We start from the raw sequence: 20,207 nt of genomic DNA, 5'->3' as shown, positions 1-20,207 counted from the left end.
GTCAGGCTCCTGGGGCGCTGGCATTCAACGGCAGGCGCAGGGTGAAGCAGGTGCCCTGTCCGGGCTTGGACTGCACTTCCATCTGGCCTTTGTGGTTGTTGGTGATGATGAAGTAGGAGACGGAGAGCCCGAGTCCGGTGCCCTGGCCCACCTCCTTGGTGGTGAAGAAGGGTTCGAAGATGCGCTTGCGCACGTTCTCGGGGATGCCCACGCCGTTGTCCTCCACCTGGATTTCCGCCCAGGGCGGCGCCAGGCGGGTGCGCAGGGCGATATGGCCTTCCTGCTCGTCCTCGCGCTGGTGGATGGCCTGGGCGGCGTTCTTCAGCAGGTTGAGCAGCACCTGCTCCAGTTCGTTGGCGGTGCCGGGCACCGGGCCCAGCTTCGGGTCGAACTCGCGGGTGATGCGCATGCCCTTGAAGTCGAAGCCCTCGGTGAGGTCGAAGTCGTTGCTGGCGATCTCCACGGCCTGGTCCAGCAACTGGGGCAGCTGACAGGGCTCCATCTGACGGTTGCTGCGGCGGCTGAACGCCAGCATGTGGGTGACGATCTTGGCCGCGCGGCTGCCGGCCTGGTGAATGCCGTCCAGTAACTTGGGCACCTCGCGTGCCTCCAGGTATTGGTTGACGGCCTCCAGGCGTATGCCGGTGGCCTCGGCCTGCTCGCGGTTCTTCTCCAGCTCGGGGGAGAGGCGGCGGCGGATGTTCTGCACGTTGTGCAGGATGGCGCCGAGGGGGTTGTTGATCTCGTGGGCCATGCCGGCCGCCAGGCCGCCGACGGAGAGCATCTTCTCCGACTGCACCATCAGCTCTTCCATGGACAGGCGCTGGGTGATGTCGTCGATGCGGATCACCACGCCACGCCCGGTGCCGCCCATCAGCGGGTAGAAGGTCAGCGCGTAGTGGTGCACCTCTTCCCCCATCAGCCAACTGACCCGCTCGACCTTCTCCACCCGGTGATACTCGGCAGTGCGCTTGATCTGCGGCAGGAAGGGCTTGAGCGAGGGGAAGGCGAGGAACACCGGCTGGTTGAGCGCGTCGTCCAGCGGGGTGCCGGAGAGGGCGGTGGCTTCCTGGTTCCATTGGGTGACGTAGAGCTGCTCGTCGAGGGCGATCAGCGCCGACGGCATCGAGTCGATGATGCTGTTGAGGTAGTTCTGGAACCCCGTCAGCTTCTTTTCGATCTTGCTGCGCACCTGCACTTCCAGCTCCAGCTTGCGGTTGGAGTGGCGTGTCTCCTCGGCCAGGGCCTGGGCCTGGTTGAAGGCCGCCTGGGACTCGTCCCGTGCGCGCTTGAGCTGCTGCTCGCGGGCTTCCATGCGGCTGAGCATGGTGTTGAAGGCGTCGGCCAGGCTGCCGATCTCGTCGCGGTGGCCGCGCTCGGCACGCAGGGAGTAGTTCTCTTCCCGGGTCACCTGGCGCGAGAGTTCTTCCAGTTCGTGGATCGGCCGGGTGATCAGGCGGCGGATCTGCCGGGCCACCAGCATCCACATCAGGATGCTGCAGGCGAGGATCGCCAGGCTGGCGCTGAGGGTGCCGGTGTAGAAGGCGCCGGGCAGTTCGCTGGAGGCCACCAGCAGCAGGTGGCCCGGTGGGCCTGCCGGTTGCGGCAGCTCCACCACCTGGGTGGTGCGGAATTCATGCAGGCGCCAGCGCTTCAGGGCGTCGGCGTGCTGCGGGAGCTTCAGGCCGCTGCCGCTGATCCGTTCGGCCAGGCGCTGGCCCTGGCTGTCGTAGATCGCGGCGGCGCGCAGGGGGCCGTAGCCTTCCAGCTGGATGAGCAGATGCTCGGCGGCCTTCGCCGAGGACAAGGCTTCGCCGGCCAGTTGTGGGGTGGCGATCAGGCGGCCGAGGGTCTGCAGGGCCTGGGGCGCCATGCTCTCCTGGGAGATCCAGTAGGCGGCGCTGATGAAGGCCAGGTTGGCGATCAGCAGCACGGTGGCCAGCAGGACCAGCAGGGCGGCCAGCAGTTTGCGGCCGACGGACAGGTTCTCGAGGCGTTGGCGCAGGCTGTTCACGGGCAGGGTCCAGGCAGGGCGCGGGGAAGGCGGCAGGTTAGCGCGGGGCTCAGTCCTGGGGCAATCCGTGGGCGGCCAGGTGCTGGTGCAGGGCGTCCAGCAGCCGTTCCAGGCGTGGCAGCGGCACGCCCAGGCGCCGTGCCTCGGCAGTGGCGTGGCCGATCAGGTAGCGGATCTCGGTGCGCTGGCCGCGCGCCACGTCCTGGTACATGGAGGAGTAGTTGGCGGCGGTGGCGTCGATCACTCGCCACACCTCCTGGTGCAGGTCGTGTGCGGCGTCGGCCTGGCCGCAGGCTTGGAGCAGCCGGGCGAGCTCGTCGCACAGGCCGTTGACCGCCTCCGGCTGGGCGGCCAGTTCGCCGTTGCGGCAATGGTGCAGCACCGTCAGCGGGTTGATCGCGCAGTTGAGCGCCAGCTTGCGCCAGAGCCGGGTTTCGATGTTGGCGGTCCACCCGTGGGGGATGCCGGCTGCCTCCAGTTCGCCCAGCCAGGCCGGCGGGGCGGAGGCGAGTGGGGCGCCCAGCCAGGTGAAGCCCTGCCCGGCGAACACCACGCGGAAGTCTGCCTCGCGGAAGGCACCTTCGGTGCTGGAGGCGAGGATGCAGCGGGCCTGGGGCAGGCTGTCCGCCACGGCCTGCTGGCTACCGAGGCCGTTCTGCAGCAGCAGCACCTCGGCACCGGGAGCCAGCCGTGCGCGGACGCTGGCCACGGCGGCTTCGGCGTCATAGGCCTTGCAGGCGACGAGCAGGCGCTGGATCGGGTCGGGGGCGCTGGCGAGTTCGGCTGGCAGGATGCAGGTCCGGGCCTGGCCCTGGGTCACCAGGGTCAGCCCGCCCGCCTGGTGGTAGGCGGCCAGGCGGGCTTCGTCACGCAGCAGCAGGCGCACGTCCAGGCCCGCCTGGGCGAGGCGGCAGGCCCACAGTGTGCCGAGGCTGCCGCTGCCGAGGATGTGCCAGGTCATGCGCTGGGCAGGCGTACCGCGCTGACCCGGCCGCTGGCGTAGGAGTCCGGCAGGAGACGCTCGGCCCGTTCGAGCAGGGCCTCGACCTCCACCGGCAGGGCCTTGGCGTCCAGGCCCACCAGGCTGATGCCAGCCTTGAGGGTGATGAAGCCTTCGCTGGTTTTGAAGGCCTTGAGGTTCAGGCTTTCATGCAGGCGCTTGAAGCTGCTGGGAGAGCACTCGTGCAGGTCACCCAGCAGGGTGATCAGGCCGAAATGGTTGTCGTCCAGGCGGGTCAGCACGTCCAGCGGGCGGACCAGCTGCTGCAGCCGGCGGGAAACGCCCTGCAGCAGTTCGTTGTAGAACGCCGGGCCGTACTGGTTGCGCAGCTGCGGCGCATCCTGCAGGCCGATCAGCAGGTAGCACAGGGCGCCGCCACGGGACTCCACCTGGCGCAGGCTGTCGGCCAGCTTCTGCCGCAGGTAGCGCGGGTTGCCGAGGCCGGTCAGGGAGTCCACCAGGTTGCGCTGCTCCAGGCTGGCGATGTTCTGGGTCATCAGCCGGTTCTCGTGGAGCAGGCGCTGCAGGGTGTTGCACAGGCGGTCGGCGGCGTAGACGCGCGGCACCAGTTGCTCGTTCATCGAGGACTTGCTGATGAAGTCGTCCACGCCGCGGTCGAAGGCCTCGCCCAGGACGTTCTCGCCTTCCTTGCCGGTCAGCAGGATGACGTAGGTGTAGTGGTCGATCATCTCGTCGAGCTGGCGCACCCGCGCGGTGAGTTCCAGGCCGTCGATCTCGGGCATCAGCCAGTCCGCCAGCAGCACGTTCGCCGGTCGCTCTTCCAGCAGGCGCAGGGCCTCGCCCGCACTGTTGGCGAAGCGGACGTCCTGATAGCCGGCCTGGCTCAGCGCCCGGCCGATCATCGCACTGGAGAACTTGGCGTCATCCACCACCAGGATGCTGAGGTGAGGGTTGGGCATGGCAGGCTCGCAAGAAAGGCAGAAGAGGGGAGGTTGATGGCTTGGTGATATCAGTGCCTATTTCAGCAGGTTTTCATGCCGACGGTTAGCGCTGAATGTGTCGCTGCCACGCATTCCCGCAAAAAAGGGAATCCTGATCGTTATAATGGGCGCCCATTCTCACCCGTCAAGCCAGGCGCATCCCTTACGTGATGTGGGTCGCGCCGTCTATCTGGAGGAAACCCATGCCATCGTTCGACGTGGTGTCCGAGCTGGACAAGCACGAACTCACCAACGCCCTCGACAACGCCACCAAGGAGCTGGAGCGCCGCTTCGACCTGCGCGGCAAGTGCAGCGTGGAGTGCAAGGACAAGTCCGTCACCATCACCGCCGAGGCCGATTTCATGCTGGAGCAGGTGCTGGACATCCTGCGCAGCTGCCTGATCAAGCGGAAACTCGACATCCAGTGCATGGAGCTCAAGGACCCGTACCCGTCCGGCAAGGTGGTCAAGCAGGAAGTGAACTTCCGCGAGGGCATCGACAAGGAGCTGGCGAAGAAGATCGTCGCCCTGATCAAGGACAAGAAGCTCAAGGTCCAGGCCGCCATCCAGGGCGAGCAGGTGCGTGTCACCGGCAAGAAGCGCGACGACCTGCAGGAAGCCATCGCCCTGCTGCGTGGCGAATCCCTCGGCATGCCGCTGCAGTACACCAACTTCCGCGACTGACCCGGTTGAACCTTCGCGGTCTCCCCGCGTCGCACATAGGCCCGCTTGCCGCCCTGCTTGCCAGGGCGGCTGCGGTTTTCTCGAGTCGATAGAAGGAGGTCCGCATGGACATGAACCTCGACAACCTGGTCAGGCAGTCCGAAGCCTGGCTCCCCGTCATTCTCGAATACAGCGGCAAGGTCACCCTCGCCCTGGTGACGCTGCTGGTCGGCTGGTGGCTGATCAACCTGCTCACCAACCGGGTCAGCGCCCTGCTGTCGATGCGCCGGGTCGACCTGACCCTGCACCGCTTCATTTCCAACCTGGCCAACATCGCCCTCAAGGTGCTGCTGCTGGTCAGCGTCGCCTCGATGATCGGCATCGAGACCACCTCCTTCATCGCCGCCATCGGCGCCGCCGGCCTGGCCATCGGCCTGGCCCTGCAGGGCAGCTTGGCGAACTTCGCTGGCGGGGTGCTGATCCTGTTCTTCCGGCCGTTCAAGGTGGGCGACTTCATCGAGGCCCAGGGCATCTCCGGGACCGTCGACAGCATCCAGATCTTCCACACCGTGCTGCGCACCGGCGACAACCGCACGGTGATCGTGCCCAACGGCGCGCTGTCCAACGGCATCATCACCAACACCTCCAGCCAGCCCACCCGGCAGGTGATGTACGACGTGAAGGTCGACTACGCCAGCGACCTGGCCAAGGCGCGCGAGGCCCTGCTGGCCCTGGCGGTCGATCCTCGTGTGTTGCCTGACCCGGCACCCGTGGTGGTGGTGGCTGCGCTGACGGATACGTCCATCAACCTGTCCCTGCGTCTGTGGACGGCTGCAGGCGACTACGGTGCGGTGATCTTCATGCTCAACGAGCAGGTGCGTGACCGCTTGCGCGCAGCCGGCGTGGAGCTGGCCCAGCCGCCCAGGCTGGTGCAGGTCCAGCCGGGCTAGGCCCGGATGATGGAAAAGGCCGGCGTGATGCCGGCCTTTTTCATGGGCGTTCGGAGGAGGGGGGCCGTGCCGGCTCCTCGGCCTTGGGTTCGGCGGGCTGCACCGATTTACGCGACTCGCGGCTCCACTGGATGGCGATCAGCACCAGGGTCGGGATGCCGAGGATGGCGGTCAGCTGGAAGAACTGGTGATAGCCCAGGCTCTCCACCATCACCCCGGAATAGCCGCCGATCAGGCGCGGCAGCAGCATCATCAGCGAACTGAGCAGCGCGTACTGGGTCGCCGAGAACTTCAGGTTGGTCAGGCTCGACAGGTAGGCCACGAAGGCCGAGGTGGCGAGCCCGGCGCTGAAGTTGTCGCAGGAGATGGTGAGGATCAGCATCTGCAAATGCGCGCCCATGTCGCTGAGCACCACGAACATCAGGTTGGTGGCCGCCGACGCGGCACCGCCGATGAACAGGATGGGCAGGATGCCGAAGCGCACGATCAGCACCCCGCCGGCGCCGGCGCCCAGCAGCGTCATCACCAGGCCGAAGACCTTGCTGACGCTGGCGATCTGGTCCTTGGTGAAGCCCTGGTCGATATAGAAGACGTTGGCCATCACCCCCATCACCGTGTCCGACATCCGGTAGGTGGCGATCAGCCCCAGCAGCAGCAGGGCCTGCCAGCGGTAGCGCTGGACGAACTCGCTTATGGGGGTCACCACCGGCGCCATCAGCAGGCGCCCCGGTGCGGAGAAGCAGGCCAGGGTGATCAGCACGAACAGCGTGCCCCGGGGCCAGGCGCCCGAGGCGTAGGCCTTGATGGCTGCCGCCGTGGTCACCAGGATCACGATCAGCACGATCATCGACACGGCCTGGTGCACGAAATCGAAGTTGGGAATCACCTTGCCCCGCGCTGCCGCCAGCAGTTGCCGGCGTTGCTGGCTGAGCAGGTCGCGCACCGGGGCGATCTGGCGGCGCCCCCAGGGCGACAGGCACGCCACCAGGAACAGGAAATACAGCAGGGCGCGTGGCCAGGCGCGGTCGAGCATGCCGGTGATCATCGCCGGCAGGGAAATCAGCATCACCAGCAGGATCAGCACCGAGGCGAGCTGGTCCTTGAGGCGGAAGCGCGAGGTGCTGGTCTGCACCTGGGCATCGATGTGGGGTTCTCGCATCCACAGGCTGGTGATCAGCCCCGGCAGCATCAGCAGCGCGAACACCAGGTAGGTGCTGGCCCAGGCGCCGTATTCATAGGCACCGGCGGTGGAACCGAACCCCTCGGCGAAATACAGGGCGCCCGCCGTGGCGAGCAGGGCCGAGACCCGGTAGCCCAGCATGTAGCTGGCGGCCAGGGCGGCCTGGCGGCTGTCGTCGGCGATTTCCAGGCGGTAGGCATCCACCGCGATATCCTGGGTGGCCGAGGCGAAGGCCACCACCACCGCGAGGGCGATCAGCCAGGTCAGGTGTACCTTGGGGTCGGCCAGGGCCATGCCGATCAGGCCGAGTGCAACCAGCGCCTGGGACAGCACCAGCCAGGAGCGGCGCCGGCCGAGGCGGCCCAGCAGCGGCAGGCGGAACTGGTCCAGCAGCGGCGACCAGATCCATTTGAAGGCGTAGGCCAGGCCAATGAGGCTGGCGAAGCCGATGGTCTCGCGGGCGACGCCGGCCTCGCGCAACCAGACGGAGAGGGTGGAGAACACCAGCATGTACGGCAAGCCTGCCGCAAAGCCCAGCAGGAGCAGGGCCAGGGTGGCCGGGCTGGCATAGGCGGCCAGGGCGGCGCGCCAGGTTCGGTGGGACATCAGGCGTGAGATCCAGAGGGCACGGGGCGGTCCTTGACGGCGTGCGCGCCTGGGGACCGCAACAAAGCGCGCACTCTAACCCTTGGGTGGCATGGGAAGCCAGCCGTGCCGACGCATGTCCACCCGTTCGTTGTGGATGAAGACCCCTTCGGCCCGCAAACGTGCCCGTTGTTCGTCACCGGAGACGGTTCCGGCGGGCAGGCTGAGCCGTCCGCCCGCCGCGATCACGCGGTGCCAGGGCAGGCGGGTGCCCTCCGGCAACTGGCCGAGGGTACGGCCCACCCAGCGCGCCGCGCGGCCCAGTCCTGCCATTTCGCCCAGTTGCCCATAGCTGACCACCTTGCCGGGCGGAACCTGGGCCAGCGTGAGGTAAAGGGCTTCGCGACGGGCTTCCGGGCTGGAGAGCCGCAAATCGTCCTGGGCAGGGGGCGTTGACGGGGGCATGGCGGGTTCCGGCGGGCGGTGGCGGCCAGCATAGGGCGGCGCCAGGGGAGGGGCAATGTGGGAGGCGGCGACGGGAACTTGGCGACGATACGTCGGTCAGTCCTTGCTCAGCCGCCGGGCTTGCGGATAATGCCCGGTTTTTCCGCAAAGTCCTGAGCCTGCGTATCCGCCATGTTGTCCAGAAAACTCCTTTGCCTGGCCCTTGCTGCCGCTTCGACCTCCACCTTCGCCGACACCGTCTGGATGAAGAACGGTGACCGCCTGACCGGCAAGATCCGCGTCTTCGACGGCGGCAAACTGATGTTGCAGACCGACTACGGCGGTTCCATCCCGCTGGACTGGTCCAAGGTTGCCACCCTGCAGAGCGACCAGGAACTGATGGTCAAGCAGGACGACCTCACCGGCGAGCGCGCCAAGACCCTGATGCCGGCCGAGCCGGGCAAGGTGATCCTGGCCAACGGCGAGGCGCCCAAGACCGTCGAGCTGGCCAGCATCGAACAGATCATGAAGCCCAAGCCCTTCGTCGAGGACCTGACCTGGACCGGCAACGTCGACGTCTCGCTCGACTACAAGCGCGCCGAGAAGGACACCGACGACTACGACGTCGACTTCAAGACCAAGGCCCGTCATGGTCGCTGGCGGCACAACGCCAACGGCGAGTACAACCGCGAATTCCAGAACGAGGTGAAGACCACCGAGAACTGGGAGCTGGAGTACGCCCTCGACCGCTTCATCACCGACAAGTTCTTCTGGCAGGGCCGCGCCGGCTACAAGCGCGACAAGATCGAGGAGCTGCGTCGCCAGCGCACCGTGGGTACCGGCCCCGGTTACCAGTTCTGGGACGACGAGCTGGGCGCCTTCTCCCTGGCCTCCCTGATCAACCGCACCGACTACCAGTACGACACCGGCGAGAAGGACAACTTCTATGCCCTCGGCGTGAAGTGGGACTACAACCGCTACCTGGTGGGCAAGACCGTCGAGTTCTTCACCACCGGCGAGGTGGGTCGCCCGCTGGGCAACGCCGCCGATTACTCCCTGGATGCCGAGGTGGGCCTGCGCTACAAGGTCACCGACTGGGCGTCGCTCAACATGAAGGCCGAGCGCGACCTGGTCAGCGGTGCCGAAGGGGACACCGATCGCACCCGCTACACCGTTGGCTTCGGTATCGGCTGGTAACGCCGACCGGCATGAAAAAGCCCCGCTTCGGCGGGGCTTTTTCATGGAGCGGGGCCCGCCTTACAGGCGCAGGCCGCCGTCCAGTTCCAGCACGCGGCCGGTGAAGTAGTCGTTCTCCAGGATGTAGGCCACCGAGTGGGCGATCTCCATCGGCTTGCCCAGGCGCTTGAGCGGAATGCCGGCGGTCATCTTCTCCAGGGCCTCGGGCTTCATGCTGGCGACCATCTCGGTCTCGATGAAGCCGGGTGCCACGGCGCCGACGCGGATGCCATAGCGTGCCAGCTCCTTGGCCCACACCACGGTATCGGCCGCCACCCCGGCCTTGGCCGCGGAGTAGTTGGCCTGGCCCATGTTGCCGGCGCGGGAAATGGAGGAAATGTTGACGATGGCGCCTTCGTTCTTCAGCTCGATCATCTTGGCGGCCACCTCGCGGGTGCAGAGGAACACGCCGGTCAGGTTCACGTCGATCACCGCCTGCCACTGGGCCAGGCTCATCTTGGTCAGCTCGCCGTCCTTGACCTTGATGGTCAGGCCGTCGCGCAGGATGCCGGCGTTGTTCACCAGGCCGTTGATTGCGCCGAAGTCATCCGCCACCTGGCTGACCAGGTGGGTCACCTGCTCTTCGTTGGCCACGTTGCACAGGTAGGCGCGGGCGTCGCCACCGGCTGCCTTGCAGGCCGCCACGGCCTCGTCCAGGCGCTCCTGGTTGAGGTCGACCAGCGCCAGGCGTGCGCCCTTGGCCGCCAGGTATTCGCCCATGGCTCGGCCCAGGCCCTGGCCGCCGCCGGTGATGATGATGACCTTGTCTTTCAGCTGCATGGTGTAGCCCCTCGAACTGGGAATTATGGATCGCTGTGCCCCGCTGGCAGCCCGGAACCGTTATCCTGAGCGCCCGTCCGTTTACGACGGATTCTCTGCGAGGAGTCAGAAGGTGAGCGTGAAAGCCGCAAAGAATGCCCGAGAATTGCTGCTCAAGGAATACCGGGGCGTGCTCTCGACCCAGTCCAAGGCCATGCCCGGCTACCCCTTCGGATCGGTGGCCCCTTATTGCCTGGACGCCGAAGGGCGGCCGCTCATCCTCATCAGCCGCATCGCCCAGCACACCCACAACCTGCAGAAGGACCCGAAGTGTTCGCTGCTGGTGGGTGAGCGCGGCGCCGATGACATCCAGGCCGTCGGCCGCCTGACGCTGCTGGCCGAGGCGCGCCAGTTGACGGAGCCCGAGGCCATCGCCGCCGCGGGTGCGCGCTACTACCGCTACTTCCCCCAATCCCGTGACTACCACCTGACCCATGATTTCGATTTCTGGGTACTGGAGCCGGTGCGTGCCCGTTTCATCGGCGGCTTCGGCGCCATCCACTGGATCGACGAGGTGGCCCTGGCCAACCCCTTCGCCGGGGAAAGCGAGACCGGGATGGTGGAGCACATGAACGCCGACCATCGCAGCGCCATCGACCACTACCTGGCCCTGCGCGGCCTGCCGGCCGATCCGGCGGCCGAACTGGTGGGCATCGACAGCGAAGGCTTCCATGTCCGGCTGGGTCAGAGCATTCACTGGCTGCCCTTCCCAACATCCTGCAACACACCGGGTGCAGTCCGTCAGGCCCTGGTGGCGCTGGCCCGGGCCGACCGCTGGCCGGATGCCGAGGCCCCCGACGCTTGAATTCGCCGAAGGCCGGCTTCATGTAGCTGTCTTACCGGAAGCCGTTCTTCCGCGAAGGAAACTTTCATGCGTGTCTTTGCGTTCCTCTTCCTGCTGTTCCCGCTCATCGAGCTGGCCGTCCTGATCAAGGTCGGCAGCGTCATCGGCGTCTTCCCGACCCTGCTGCTGCTGGTGGCCACCGCCTTGCTGGGCAGCTTCATGCTTCGCATCGCCGGCGTCGCCACCGCCTGGCGCGCCCGTGAGCGGCTGGCCCGGGGCGAGCTGCCGGAGCAGGAGATGCTCGAGGGGTTGATGATCGCGGTCGGCGGCGGCCTGCTGCTGCTCCCCGGCTTCATCAGCGACCTCTTCGGGCTGGTCTGCATCATTCCCTTCACACGTCGCCTGATCATTCGTCGTGTCCTGCAGCGTGCCGCTCGACAGGCCGAACGCCAGCGTGCCTTCTCCGACGACCCGCTGGCGCGCAATCAGCCGCGCCATAACGTCATCGAAGGCGAATACGAGCGTCGCGACGACTGATTCCGCCCCGTTATCGGGCGGCCCGAGGAATTTTTTTCGGGTGCCCCTTGAAATGCCGCCAGGCGACCCTATCTATCCGACACCGCAAGGTTACTGCCCCCAGGGGCAGTTCAGACTTCCGCAGCGTGTCTGGCACGCTGCTGCCGGCACCGCCGGCTTTTGCTAACCCGCCGGTGATTTTCACCGGCGCCGGAAAACACTGATTGGGAGAGTTAGACCATGAAGCTTCGTCCCCTGCATGACCGCGTCGTGATCCGTCGCAGCGAAGAAGAAACCAAGACCGCTGGCGGCATCGTGCTGCCGGGCTCGGCTGCCGAGAAGCCGAACCGCGGCGAAGTGGTTGCTGTCGGTACCGGTCGCGTGCTGGACAACGGCGAAGTCCGTCCCCTGGCTGTGAAGGTCGGTGACCAGGTTGTGTTCGGCCCCTACTCCGGCAGCAACACCGTGAAAGTTGACGGTGAAGACCTGCTGGTCATGGGCGAGAACGAAATCCTCGCTGTCATCGAAGCCTGAACCCGACCCCTTTCCCACTTAGAGATTCGAGGAAGACAACATGGCTGCTAAAGACGTCAAATTCGGCGATGCCGCTCGCAAGAAACTGCTCGTAGGCGTTAACACCCTGGCTGATGCCGTTAAAGCCACCCTCGGCCCGAAAGGCCGCAACGTGGTCCTGGAGCGCAGCTTCGGTGCTCCGCTGATCACCAAGGACGGCGTTTCCGTCGCCAAGGAAATCGAGCTGAAGGACCGCATCGAGAACATCGGCGCCCAGCTGGTGAAAGACGTGGCTTCCAAGGCCAACGACGCTGCCGGTGACGGCACCACCACCGCCACCGTTCTGGCCCAGGCCATCGTCACCGAAGGCCTGAAAGCCGTCGCTGCCGGCCTGAACCCGATGGACCTGAAGCGCGGTATCGACAAGGCCACCACCGCCATCGTTGCCGAGCTGAAGAACCTGTCCAAGCCGTGCACCGACACCAAGGCCATCGCCCAGGTCGGCACCATCTCCGCCAACTCCGACGACTCCATCGGCAACATCATTGCCGAAGCCATGGAGAAAGTAGGCAAGGAAGGCGTGATCACTGTTGAAGAAGGCTCGGGCCTGGAAAACGAACTGTCCGTCGTGGAAGGCATGCAGTTCGACCGTGGCTACCTGTCCCCCTACTTCATCAACAAGCCGGACACCATGGTGGCCGAGCTCGACGGCCCGCTGCTGCTGCTGGTCGACAAGAAGATCTCCAACATCCGCGAACTGCTGCCGGTTCTGGAAGCCGTTGCCAAGTCCGGCCGTCCGCTGCTGATCGTGGCTGAAGACGTCGAAGGCGAAGCCCTGGCCACCCTGGTCGTCAACAACATGCGCGGCATCGTCAAGGTTGCTGCCGTCAAGGCCCCGGGCTTCGGCGACCGCCGCAAGGCCATGCTGCAGGACATCGCCATCCTGACCGGCGGTACCGTCATCTCCGAAGAAGTCGGCCTGTCCCTGGAAAGCGCCACCCTGGAGCACCTGGGCAACGCCAAGCGCGTCGTCCTGAGCAAGGAAAACACCACCATCATCGACGGTGCTGGCGCCCAGGCTGACATCGAAGCCCGCGTTGCCCAGATCCGCAAGCAAGTCGAGGAAACCTCCTCCGACTACGACAAGGAGAAGCTGCAAGAGCGTCTGGCCAAGCTGGCCGGCGGTGTTGCCGTGATCAAGGTCGGTGCGGCTACCGAAGTCGAGATGAAAGAGAAGAAGGCCCGCGTGGAAGACGCCCTGCACGCCACCCGTGCTGCAGTGGAAGAAGGCGTGGTTCCTGGCGGTGGCGTGGCACTGGTTCGTGCCCTGTCCTCCATCAAGGACCTGACCGGTGCCAACGAAGAGCAGACCGCGGGTATCAACATCCTGCGTCGCGCTGTCGAGGCTCCTCTGCGCCAGATCGTCACCAACGCCGGTGACGAGGCTTCCGTGGTTCTGGACAAGGTCAAGCAGGGTTCCGGCAACTACGGCTACGATGCTGCCACCGGCCAGTACGGCGACATGATCGAGTTCGGCATCATCGACCCGGCCAAGGTCACCCGTACCGCGCTGCAGGCTGCTGCCTCCATCGCCGGCCTGATGATCACCACCGAAGCCATCGTGGCTGACCTGCCGGAAGACAAGCCGGCTCCGGCCATGCCCGACATGGGCGGCATGGGCGGCATGGGCGGCATGATGTAAGCCACCCCAGCTCACGCTGATCGAAAAGCCCCGCCTTGTGCGGGGCTTTTCTTTTTGGGCGCCCAACCAGGCTGCGCCGACCGAGATGCCCCGCAACGTGGCTCTGCGCTTCCCAACCCAGGCCGCTCTCGCCAGAATGAGCGCCATTCCCGGAACCTGCGTCCCGGCCGTGGTCAAAGGCCGGCGCCGCGACGTGCGGGCAACCTGTTCGTGGAGGGGGCGATGCGCATCCTGCTGGTAGAAGACAACAAGGACATCCTGGCCAACATGGCCGATTACCTGGAGCTCAAGGGCTACACGGTGGACTGCGCCCAGGATGGCCTGTCCGGCCTGCACCTGGCGGCCAACGGGCATTTCGACCTGATCGTGCTGGACGTGATGCTCCCCGGCCTGGACGGCAACAGCCTGTGCCAGCGCCTGCGGGAAGAGGCCCGCCTGGACACCCCGGTGATCATGCTCACCGCCCGCGATGCCCTGGACGACCGCCTGCAGGGCTTCCGCTCCGGTGCCGACGACTACCTGGTCAAGCCCTTCGCCCTGTCCGAGCTGGCGGCCCGCATCGAGGCCGTCCTGCGGCGCAGCCGGGGCGGCGGCAAGCGTGCCCTGCAGGTGGGCGACCTGCACTACGACCTCGACACCCTGGAGGTCAGCCGGGGTGGCAAGCCGCTCAAGCTCAACCCTATCGGCCTCAAGCTGCTGGCGGTGCTGATGCAGAAGAGCCCGCACCTGGTACGCCGTGAAGTGCTGGAAGAGGCCCTGTGGGGCGACGACTGCCCCGACAGCGATGCCCTGCGCAGCCACATCCACCAACTGCGCCAGGTGATCGACAAGCCCTTCGGCAAGCCCCTGCTGCACACCCTGCACGGCCTTGGCTACCGGCTCTCGGAGTCGATCGATGGAGTTTAGGCAGAGCCTCGCCCGCCGCATCGTCATCGCCTTCACCCTGATGACCGTGCTGGTGGGCGGCACCTTCTCCCTGGGCATCATCGAAGTGGTGCACGTGATCGAGGAGCAACTGATCTCCCGCGACCTGAGCAACGAGCTGGATCGCGTGCTGGAGCAGAACATCTACCAGGGGCGCCCGCCGATCCTGGACAGCGACACCCGTTTCTACATGGATGACGGCGGCCACAACCGCTATTCCATGCCCGAGTCCTACCGCGAGCTGAGCGAGGGGTTCCACGAGATCTTCGAGGGCGCGCTGTCCTACCACGCCCTGGTGCGGGATGTGCACGGGCGCCGCTACATGCTGCTGCAGGACCAGAGCGACTTCGAAGACCGCGAGCGCGTGCTCTACGGCGTGGTGCTGGTGGGCTTCGTGCTCAGCGTGCTGCTCTCCGCCGTGCTCGGTTGGCTGCTGGCGCGCAAGGTCATCGAACCCGTGGTGCGCCTGGCCCGCCAGGTCCGCCACCGCGACCAGTTGCTCGGGCTCGCGCCGCCACTGGCGCCGGACTACGCCACCGACGAGGTGGGTCAACTCGCCCAGGCGTTCGACGACACCCTGGGCCGTCTGCACCAGGTGCTGACCCGTGAGCGCCTGTTCACCAGCGACGTCAGCCACGAGCTGCGCACCCCGCTGATGGTGATGGCCTCCTCCTGCGAGCTGCTGGAAGAGAACCACAGCCTCGACGGTCGTGCCCAGGCCCAGGTGGAGCGTATCGCCCGTGCCAGCGAGGAGATGCGCGACCTGGTGCAGACCTTCCTGATGCTCGCCCGCGCGCGCCAGGAGGAGGTCAACCTCGGTCCCCAGGCCAGCCTGCGGGAAGTGGCCGATGAGCTGGATGCCCTGTGGCGACCCGCCATCGAGGACAAGGGCCTGGCCTTCACCTACCTGCCCGGCGAGGCGGCCAGCGAGGTGCGCTACAACGCCGCCTTCCTGCGCTCGGTCATGGGCAACCTGCTGCGCAACGCGCTGCACTACACCGACAGCGGCAGCATCCGCCTTGAGCTCTCCGGTGCCGCCTTCGTGGTGCAGGACACCGGCGTCGGCATCCCCGAGGAGGACCGCGAGGCGATGTTCCAGCCCTTCGTCCGCGGCGGCGCCAAGCGGGGCGATGGGCTGGGGCTCGGCCTCTCGCTGGTGCAGCGGATCTGCGACAACCAGGGCTGGAGCATCGCCCTCACCGCCGTCGAGCCCAATGGCTGCCGCTTCGAGGTCGTGCTCGGCAAGCGCCCGACCTGAATTGACGCTTTTTTCACCTCCGCTTGATCTCCCCTTGACCCCCATCCGCGTAGCGTACTGACGCGCGGATGGGACGGCAGGGAACCTCGAACTGAAACAATTGTCTGCCAGCCTCAGCCGTTGAGTTTCTGCGGCGGTGCACCGAGCACCCCGGACCCGAAGGACCGTTCGTCACTCCAGGTCACGGTCACCGCCAGGTGTTCTACGGTTAAGTCACAGCGTTTGGCAGCGCTATCAAGGGGTTGCGATCATGAAATTAGAAATCACGCGAGCTTTGTTCCTCGCCGGCGCCCTGGGAGTCGCCTCTGCGGCGGCAGCGGCCTGGCACGAGCCATCGCCCTCGGTAGTCAGTTCCAACGGTCTCGGCTACTGCCCGGTACCGCCCAACGCCCGCCACAAGCCCCTGGCCAGGCCCGACGATAACCTCCTGTTGCTGATGTATGGCCTGACCCAAGGGCTGCGCGGCCAGTCCTGATCCTCGCCATGGTGCTCCTCCCTCATGACGGGGAGGAGCCCGTCAACACCTTCCCTGCTTCTGCTCCAATCGCCATTCCTCGATTCCCTGCTTCAATACCCTGCTAGCGGTACGGCCTTTGCAACGTCGCCGCTACGAGCCGACGAGCGCAGGGATGCTTCGGTGCAACTCCCGGGCTAGAGACGCTGCCGCCCATCCAGGCGATGCGATTCGGGGCTTGCCGTCGTGAAGGGGGTTACCCCGTGCACGATCCTGTTACCGCAGGCGACACAAAAAAGGGCAGGAATCATTCGCCCATTCGGACGGTCTCGATCAGAACGATGACCTGGAATTCACCAGGCGACGAACGGAGGGGTACCTGATGGCGGCAGGCGTGATGACGTTGACGAGGGCCATGGATGACCGGTTCGAACAGTTCTGGGACTGGCGAGGCGAATGGGTCGAGCCGCCGAACCTGAGGCGCGGCGGCGAGAGCGGGGTGGAGCGGGTGCGCCGCGACGACGGTGTGCTGCTCTACTGCAAGCGCCAGTGCGGCCACCTCTACCGCAGCCTGTTGCACCCCTTCGGGCGTCCGACGGTGCTGCGCGAGCGGGATGCCATCCGTGCCTTCGAGCGCCTGGGCGTGCGCGTGCCACGGCTCGTCTACTGCGGTGCCCGGCGTGGCGGGGACGCTGGTTGGCAGGCCCTGCTGGTGACCGAGGCGCTGGATGGCTTCATCGATTTCGAATGCTGGTACGCCTCCCTGGCGGGGCGGCCGGATACCGAGGATGAACGTGCCCGGGTGCTGGACCAGATCGCCACGGTCCTGGCGCGGTTGCACCGGGGTGGCTGGCAACATGGCTGCCTGTACCCCAAGCACATCTTCATCCGCCTCGGGGAAGGGCAGGGCGCCACGCCGGAGATTGCCCTGCTCGACCTGGAGAAGAGCCGTCGCCGCTTCGCCCAGGCGCGCGCGGCATTCAATGACGTCGGCAAGATCAAGCGCCACTCCGCCATCAGCGAGGCGGACTGGGCCCACCTGCTGACTGCCTACGAACGCGCCTTCGGCCACCGCGTAGAGGCCCTGCACCGGCTTTGAGCAGCCCCGAACGAAAAAGGCCCCGCATCTGCGGGGCCTTCTCGTTCTACGTGCCTCAGTGGCTCGAGACGGGCTCGGCCTGGGGCTGGTGCTGCGGGTCCTTGCGCGTCAGCAGCGTGTAGACGCATGGCAGGACGAACAGGGTGAACAGCGTGCCGATGGACATGCCGGTGGCGATCACCAGGCCGATGTCGAAGCGGCTCACCGCGCCCGCACCCGTGGCGAGGATCAGCGGCACCATGCCGAACACCATCGCCGCCGTGGTCATCAGCACCGGGCGCAGGCGGATCGACGCCGCTTCCTCCACGGCCTCGCGCGGGGACAGGCCCTTCTCGCGGCGCAGCTGGTTGGCGAACTCCACGATCAGGATGCCGTGCTTGCTGATCAGGCCGATCAGCGTCACCAGGCCCACCTGGGTGTAGATGTTCATGCTGGAGATGCCGAGGAACAGCGGGATCAGCGCCCCGCAGATGGACAGCGGCACCGTCACCAGGATCACCAGCGGGTCGCGGAAGCTCTCGAACTGCGCAGCCAGCACCAGGAAGATGATCGCCAGTGCCAGGCCGAAGGTGACGTACAGCGCGCTGCCTTCCTGGACGTACTGGCGCGAGGCGCCGGCGTAGTCGAAGGCGAAGCCGCGCGGGGCCTCCTCGCGGGCGATCTGGGTCACCGTCTCCACCGCATCGCCCATGCTTACCACCGGGAAGCCCTCGATGATCGCCGAGTTCAGCTGCTGGAACTGCTTGAGCTTGGTCGGGCGGGCGGTGTCATGCACGCTGATCAGCGTCGACAGGGGCACCATGGTGCCGCTCTCGCTCTTCACGTAGTAATTGTTCAGCCAGCCCGGGTTGTCGCGGTAGGCCCGCTCCACCTGGGCGATCACCTTGTAGCTGCGGCCGTCGATGGTGAAGCGGTTGATCTCGCCTTCGCCCAGCAGCAGGGCCAGGGTCGAACCCAGGTCCTGCATGGAGACGCCCATCTGCGCGGCCTTCTGCCGGTCGATGTCCACCACCACCTCGGGTTTGTCGAACGCCAGGTCGATGTTCAGGAAAGCGAACTTCCCGGACTCCTCGGCGCGCTTCTTGATGCGCTCGGTCACCTGCAGCAGCGACTCGTAGTCGTTGGGGGTGTTGACCACGAACTGGAACGGCAGGCCCTCGCCGGTACCCGGCAGGGACGGCAGGTTGAAGCCGAAGATCTGCAGGCCGGGGATCTTGTCCAGCTTGGCCTGGACCTGCGGCAGCAGCTCCATCTGGGTACGCTCGCGCTCGTCCCAGGGTTTGAGCAGGAAGCCGCCGATACCCGCCTGTACGCCGTCGAAACCGTTGATCTGGAACGACGAGTAGTACTCGGGGAAGGACTTGAACAGGTCCACGAACTGCGCCGAGTAGGCGTTCAGGTAGTCCAGGTTGGTCGGCTGCGGCGCCTTGGCCATGAGGAACACGATGCCCTGGTCCTCGTCGGGGGCCAGTTCGCTCTTGGTGAACATCATCAGCACCGGGATCAGGCAGAACACCAGCACGGCGAACACCACCACCACCGGGCGGGTGTTGAGGGTGCCGTGCAGGGCGCGCTGGTAGCGGTGCTTGAGGCGCTCGAAGATCAGGTCCAGCCGGTGGGCCAGGCCGCTCGGGTTCTCCTCATGGCGCAGCAGCTTGGAGCACATCATCGGCGACAGCGTCAGGGCGACGATGCCGGAGATGATCACCGCGCCCGCCAGGGTCAGGGCGAACTCGCGGAACAGCGCACCGGTCAGGCCTTCGAGGAAACCGATGGGGGCGTACACCGCCGCCAGGGTGATGGTCATGGAGATGACCGGCACGGCGATCTCGCGGGCACCCTCGATGGCGGCGTCGAAGGGCGTCTTGCCCTCCTCGATGTGCCGGTGGATGTTCTCCACCACCACGATGGCGTCGTCCACCACCAGGCCGATGGCGAGCACCATGGCCAGCAGCGTCAGCAGGTTGATGGAGTAGCCCATCAGCTGCATGAAGAACAGCACGCCGATCATCGACAGCGGGATGGTGATCACCGGGATCAGCACCGAGCGGAAGGCGCCGAGGAACAGGAACACGACCACGATGACGATCAGCACCGCCTCGCCGAGGGTCTTTACCACCTCGTCGATGGAGGCCTGGATGAAGCGGGTGGCGTCGTAGGCGATGGACACCTTCAGGTTCGGCGGCAGCTGCGCTTCCAGTTCGGGCATGATCGCGCGCACATGCTTGATCACGTCCAGCGGGTTGGCGCTGGGGGTGCCCTTGATGCCGATGTACACCGAGGGGATGCCGTCGAAGGAGCTGATGGAGTCGTAGTTCTCCGCGCCCATCTCGACGCGGGCGATGTCACGCACCAGCACGCGGCTGTCACCCACGGTCTTCACCGGGATGGCAGCGAAGGCCTCGGGGGACTTCAGGTCGGTGGTGGCGTTGATGCTGGTCACCACGTACTCGCCCTTCACTTGGCCGGCGGCCGAGAGGAAGTTGTACTTGCGCACCGCATCGCTCATGTCGGTGGCGGTGACCCCGTAGGCGGCCATCTTCACCGGGTCCAGCCACAGGCGCATGGCGAAGACCTGGTTGCCGAGGATCTCCGCCTCCGCCATGCCCGGCAGGGTCGCCAGCTTGGGCTGGATCACCCGCGACAGGTAGTCGGTGATCTGCGGGTTGGACAGCTCGTCGCTGTAGAAGCTGATGTACATCAGCGCCGAGGCGTCGGCCGACTCCTTGGACAGCACGGGGTCTTCGGCGTCCTGAGGCAGCTGGTTCTTCACCTCGTTGGCCTTGGCCAGCAGCTCGGTGAACAACCGGTCCGAGTTGGCGCCGATGCGCGCGTAGATCGAGATGACCGACATGTTCTGCTGGCTCGACGACGTCATGTAGTCGATGCCTTCGGCACTCGCCAGGCTCTGCTGCAGCGGCTGGGTGATGTAGCCCTGGATGGTCTCGGCGTTGGCCCCCGGGTAGGCGGTGGTCACCGTGATCAGGGCGTTCTCCATCTGCGGGTACTGGCGGATGACCAGCTTGCTGAACGCCTGGAAACCGAGCAGGACGATGAGCAGGCTGACCACGGTCGCCAGGACCGGTCGACGGATGAAGGGATCTGTGAAAGCCATATGCGATTCCT

At 66.1% G+C, this 20,207-nt stretch carries 17 protein-coding genes and 1 pseudogene; 11 read left to right on the top strand and 7 right to left on the bottom strand.

All coding sequences use genetic code 11. The features are described from left to right. Nucleotide 1 precedes the first annotated feature (1 nt). The 3 genes and pseudogenes from SZ55_RS18350 to SZ55_RS18340 all read right to left on the bottom strand — a co-directional run. Nucleotides 2-2,014, bottom strand: coding sequence for a sensor histidine kinase (locus SZ55_RS18350; protein WP_044409512.1), 2,013 nt, complete (start codon nt 2,012-2,014; stop codon nt 2-4). A 49-nt stretch (nt 2,015-2,063) separates the two neighbouring features. Then, on the bottom strand, nt 2,064-2,975 hold the full coding sequence (locus SZ55_RS18345) for a putative 2-dehydropantoate 2-reductase (protein ID WP_044409509.1): 912 nt from the start codon (nt 2,973-2,975) through the stop codon (nt 2,064-2,066). Continuing rightward, nucleotides 2,972-3,943 (bottom strand): annotated as a pseudogene (locus tag SZ55_RS18340) (response regulator); the annotation flags it as partial. The gene SZ55_RS18345 and the pseudogene SZ55_RS18340, both read right to left, overlap by 4 nt. Nucleotides 3,944-4,158: 215 nt before the next feature. Here SZ55_RS18340 and SZ55_RS18335 point away from each other — a divergent pair. Both SZ55_RS18335 and SZ55_RS18330 read left to right on the top strand, forming a co-directional pair. Further along, nucleotides 4,159-4,638 (top strand): YajQ family cyclic di-GMP-binding protein, encoded by a 480-nt coding sequence (locus SZ55_RS18335; RefSeq protein ID WP_044409504.1) that lies wholly within the window; start codon nt 4,159-4,161, stop codon nt 4,636-4,638. A 104-nt stretch (nt 4,639-4,742) separates the two neighbouring features. Beyond that, on the top strand, nt 4,743-5,567 hold the full coding sequence (locus SZ55_RS18330) for a mechanosensitive ion channel family protein (protein ID WP_044409502.1): 825 nt from the start codon (nt 4,743-4,745) through the stop codon (nt 5,565-5,567). Nucleotides 5,568-5,607: 40 nt separating this feature from the next. Here SZ55_RS18330 and SZ55_RS18325 read toward each other — a convergent pair whose 3' ends face one another. Both SZ55_RS18325 and SZ55_RS18320 read right to left on the bottom strand, forming a co-directional pair. Continuing rightward, on the bottom strand, nt 5,608-7,353 hold the full coding sequence (locus tag SZ55_RS18325) for an AmpG family muropeptide MFS transporter (protein ID WP_044409500.1): 1,746 nt from the start codon (nt 7,351-7,353) through the stop codon (nt 5,608-5,610). Between the two features lie 75 nt (nt 7,354-7,428). Next, complete coding sequence (locus tag SZ55_RS18320; RefSeq protein ID WP_044409498.1) at nt 7,429-7,797, bottom strand: MGMT family protein; 369 nt, start codon at nt 7,795-7,797, stop codon at nt 7,429-7,431. Nucleotides 7,798-7,968: 171 nt separating this feature from the next. On the opposite strand from SZ55_RS18320, the gene SZ55_RS18315 reads away from it, so the two are divergent. After that, the gene (locus SZ55_RS18315; RefSeq protein WP_044409495.1) at nt 7,969-8,973 is read left to right on the top strand and encodes a DUF481 domain-containing protein; all 1,005 of its coding nucleotides are present in this window, start codon (nt 7,969-7,971) and stop codon (nt 8,971-8,973) included. A 60-nt stretch (nt 8,974-9,033) separates the two neighbouring features. On the opposite strand, the gene SZ55_RS18310 is transcribed toward SZ55_RS18315, so the two are convergent. Further along, nucleotides 9,034-9,792, bottom strand: a complete 759-nt coding sequence (locus SZ55_RS18310) for an SDR family oxidoreductase (RefSeq protein WP_044409491.1) — start codon at nt 9,790-9,792, stop codon at nt 9,034-9,036. Nucleotides 9,793-9,904: 112 nt separating this feature from the next. Here SZ55_RS18310 and SZ55_RS18305 point away from each other — a divergent pair, with 112 nt between their 5' ends. From SZ55_RS18305 to SZ55_RS18275, 8 genes are all read left to right on the top strand, one after another. After that, a complete protein-coding gene (locus tag SZ55_RS18305; protein WP_044409488.1) occupies nt 9,905-10,636 on the top strand; it encodes a HugZ family pyridoxamine 5'-phosphate oxidase in 732 nt (243 codons plus the stop codon). Between the two features lie 66 nt (nt 10,637-10,702). Next, complete coding sequence (locus tag SZ55_RS18300) at nt 10,703-11,152, top strand: FxsA family protein (protein WP_044409485.1); 450 nt, start codon at nt 10,703-10,705, stop codon at nt 11,150-11,152. Between the two features lie 219 nt (nt 11,153-11,371). Continuing rightward, nucleotides 11,372-11,665, top strand: coding sequence for a co-chaperone GroES (locus tag SZ55_RS18295; RefSeq protein WP_044409482.1), 294 nt, complete (start codon nt 11,372-11,374; stop codon nt 11,663-11,665). Nucleotides 11,666-11,705: 40 nt separating this feature from the next. Next, entirely contained in the window at nt 11,706-13,346 is a 1,641-nt protein-coding gene (gene groL / locus SZ55_RS18290; RefSeq protein WP_044409479.1) for a chaperonin GroEL, read from the top strand. A gap of 222 nt (nt 13,347-13,568) precedes the next feature. Further along, complete coding sequence (locus SZ55_RS18285; RefSeq protein WP_044409476.1) at nt 13,569-14,252, top strand: response regulator transcription factor; 684 nt, start codon at nt 13,569-13,571, stop codon at nt 14,250-14,252. After that, a complete protein-coding gene (locus SZ55_RS18280) occupies nt 14,242-15,528 on the top strand; it encodes a sensor histidine kinase (protein ID WP_044409473.1) in 1,287 nt (428 codons plus the stop codon). Before SZ55_RS18285 ends, SZ55_RS18280 begins: the two co-directional genes overlap by 11 nt. Before the next feature lie 250 nt (nt 15,529-15,778). Beyond that, complete coding sequence (locus tag SZ55_RS27565) at nt 15,779-16,003, top strand: hypothetical protein (protein WP_074971581.1); 225 nt, start codon at nt 15,779-15,781, stop codon at nt 16,001-16,003. Nucleotides 16,004-16,379: 376 nt separating this feature from the next. Then, nucleotides 16,380-17,081 (top strand): lipopolysaccharide kinase InaA family protein, encoded by a 702-nt coding sequence (locus tag SZ55_RS18275; RefSeq protein WP_044409830.1) that lies wholly within the window; start codon nt 16,380-16,382, stop codon nt 17,079-17,081. 55 nt (nt 17,082-17,136) lie between these two features. Here SZ55_RS18275 and SZ55_RS18270 read toward each other — a convergent pair whose 3' ends face one another. Then, the gene (locus tag SZ55_RS18270) at nt 17,137-20,196 is read right to left on the bottom strand and encodes a multidrug efflux RND transporter permease subunit (protein WP_044409470.1); all 3,060 of its coding nucleotides are present in this window, start codon (nt 20,194-20,196) and stop codon (nt 17,137-17,139) included. Nucleotides 20,197-20,207 lie beyond the last annotated feature (11 nt).

Source organism: Pseudomonas sp. FeS53a (assembly GCF_000931385.1).
Taxonomy (GTDB): domain Bacteria; phylum Pseudomonadota; class Gammaproteobacteria; order Pseudomonadales; family Pseudomonadaceae; genus Metapseudomonas; species Metapseudomonas otitidis.
The sequence above is the reverse complement of the archived record's forward strand: the minus strand, read 5'-3'. Positions and strand labels throughout refer to the sequence as shown.

Coding starts and splice junctions, on each gene's coding strand:
- SZ55_RS18275 (WP_044409830.1), top strand. CDS start 16,380: ATGACGTTGACGAGGGCCATGGATGACCGGTTCGAACAGTTCTGGGAC.
- SZ55_RS18310 (WP_044409491.1), bottom strand. CDS start 9,792: ATGCAGCTGAAAGACAAGGTCATCATCATCACCGGCGGCGGCCAGGGC.
- SZ55_RS18295 (WP_044409482.1), top strand. CDS start 11,372: ATGAAGCTTCGTCCCCTGCATGACCGCGTCGTGATCCGTCGCAGCGAA.
- SZ55_RS18270 (WP_044409470.1), bottom strand. CDS start 20,196: ATGGCTTTCACAGATCCCTTCATCCGTCGACCGGTCCTGGCGACCGTG.
- SZ55_RS18320 (WP_044409498.1), bottom strand. CDS start 7,797: ATGCCCCCGTCAACGCCCCCTGCCCAGGACGATTTGCGGCTCTCCAGC.
- SZ55_RS18285 (WP_044409476.1), top strand. CDS start 13,569: ATGCGCATCCTGCTGGTAGAAGACAACAAGGACATCCTGGCCAACATG.
- SZ55_RS18330 (WP_044409502.1), top strand. CDS start 4,743: ATGGACATGAACCTCGACAACCTGGTCAGGCAGTCCGAAGCCTGGCTC.
- SZ55_RS27565 (WP_074971581.1), top strand. CDS start 15,779: ATGAAATTAGAAATCACGCGAGCTTTGTTCCTCGCCGGCGCCCTGGGA.
- SZ55_RS18280 (WP_044409473.1), top strand. CDS start 14,242: ATGGAGTTTAGGCAGAGCCTCGCCCGCCGCATCGTCATCGCCTTCACC.
- SZ55_RS18335 (WP_044409504.1), top strand. CDS start 4,159: ATGCCATCGTTCGACGTGGTGTCCGAGCTGGACAAGCACGAACTCACC.
- SZ55_RS18315 (WP_044409495.1), top strand. CDS start 7,969: ATGTTGTCCAGAAAACTCCTTTGCCTGGCCCTTGCTGCCGCTTCGACC.
- SZ55_RS18325 (WP_044409500.1), bottom strand. CDS start 7,353: ATGTCCCACCGAACCTGGCGCGCCGCCCTGGCCGCCTATGCCAGCCCG.
- SZ55_RS18300 (WP_044409485.1), top strand. CDS start 10,703: ATGCGTGTCTTTGCGTTCCTCTTCCTGCTGTTCCCGCTCATCGAGCTG.
- groL (WP_044409479.1), top strand. CDS start 11,706: ATGGCTGCTAAAGACGTCAAATTCGGCGATGCCGCTCGCAAGAAACTG.
- SZ55_RS18345 (WP_044409509.1), bottom strand. CDS start 2,975: ATGACCTGGCACATCCTCGGCAGCGGCAGCCTCGGCACACTGTGGGCC.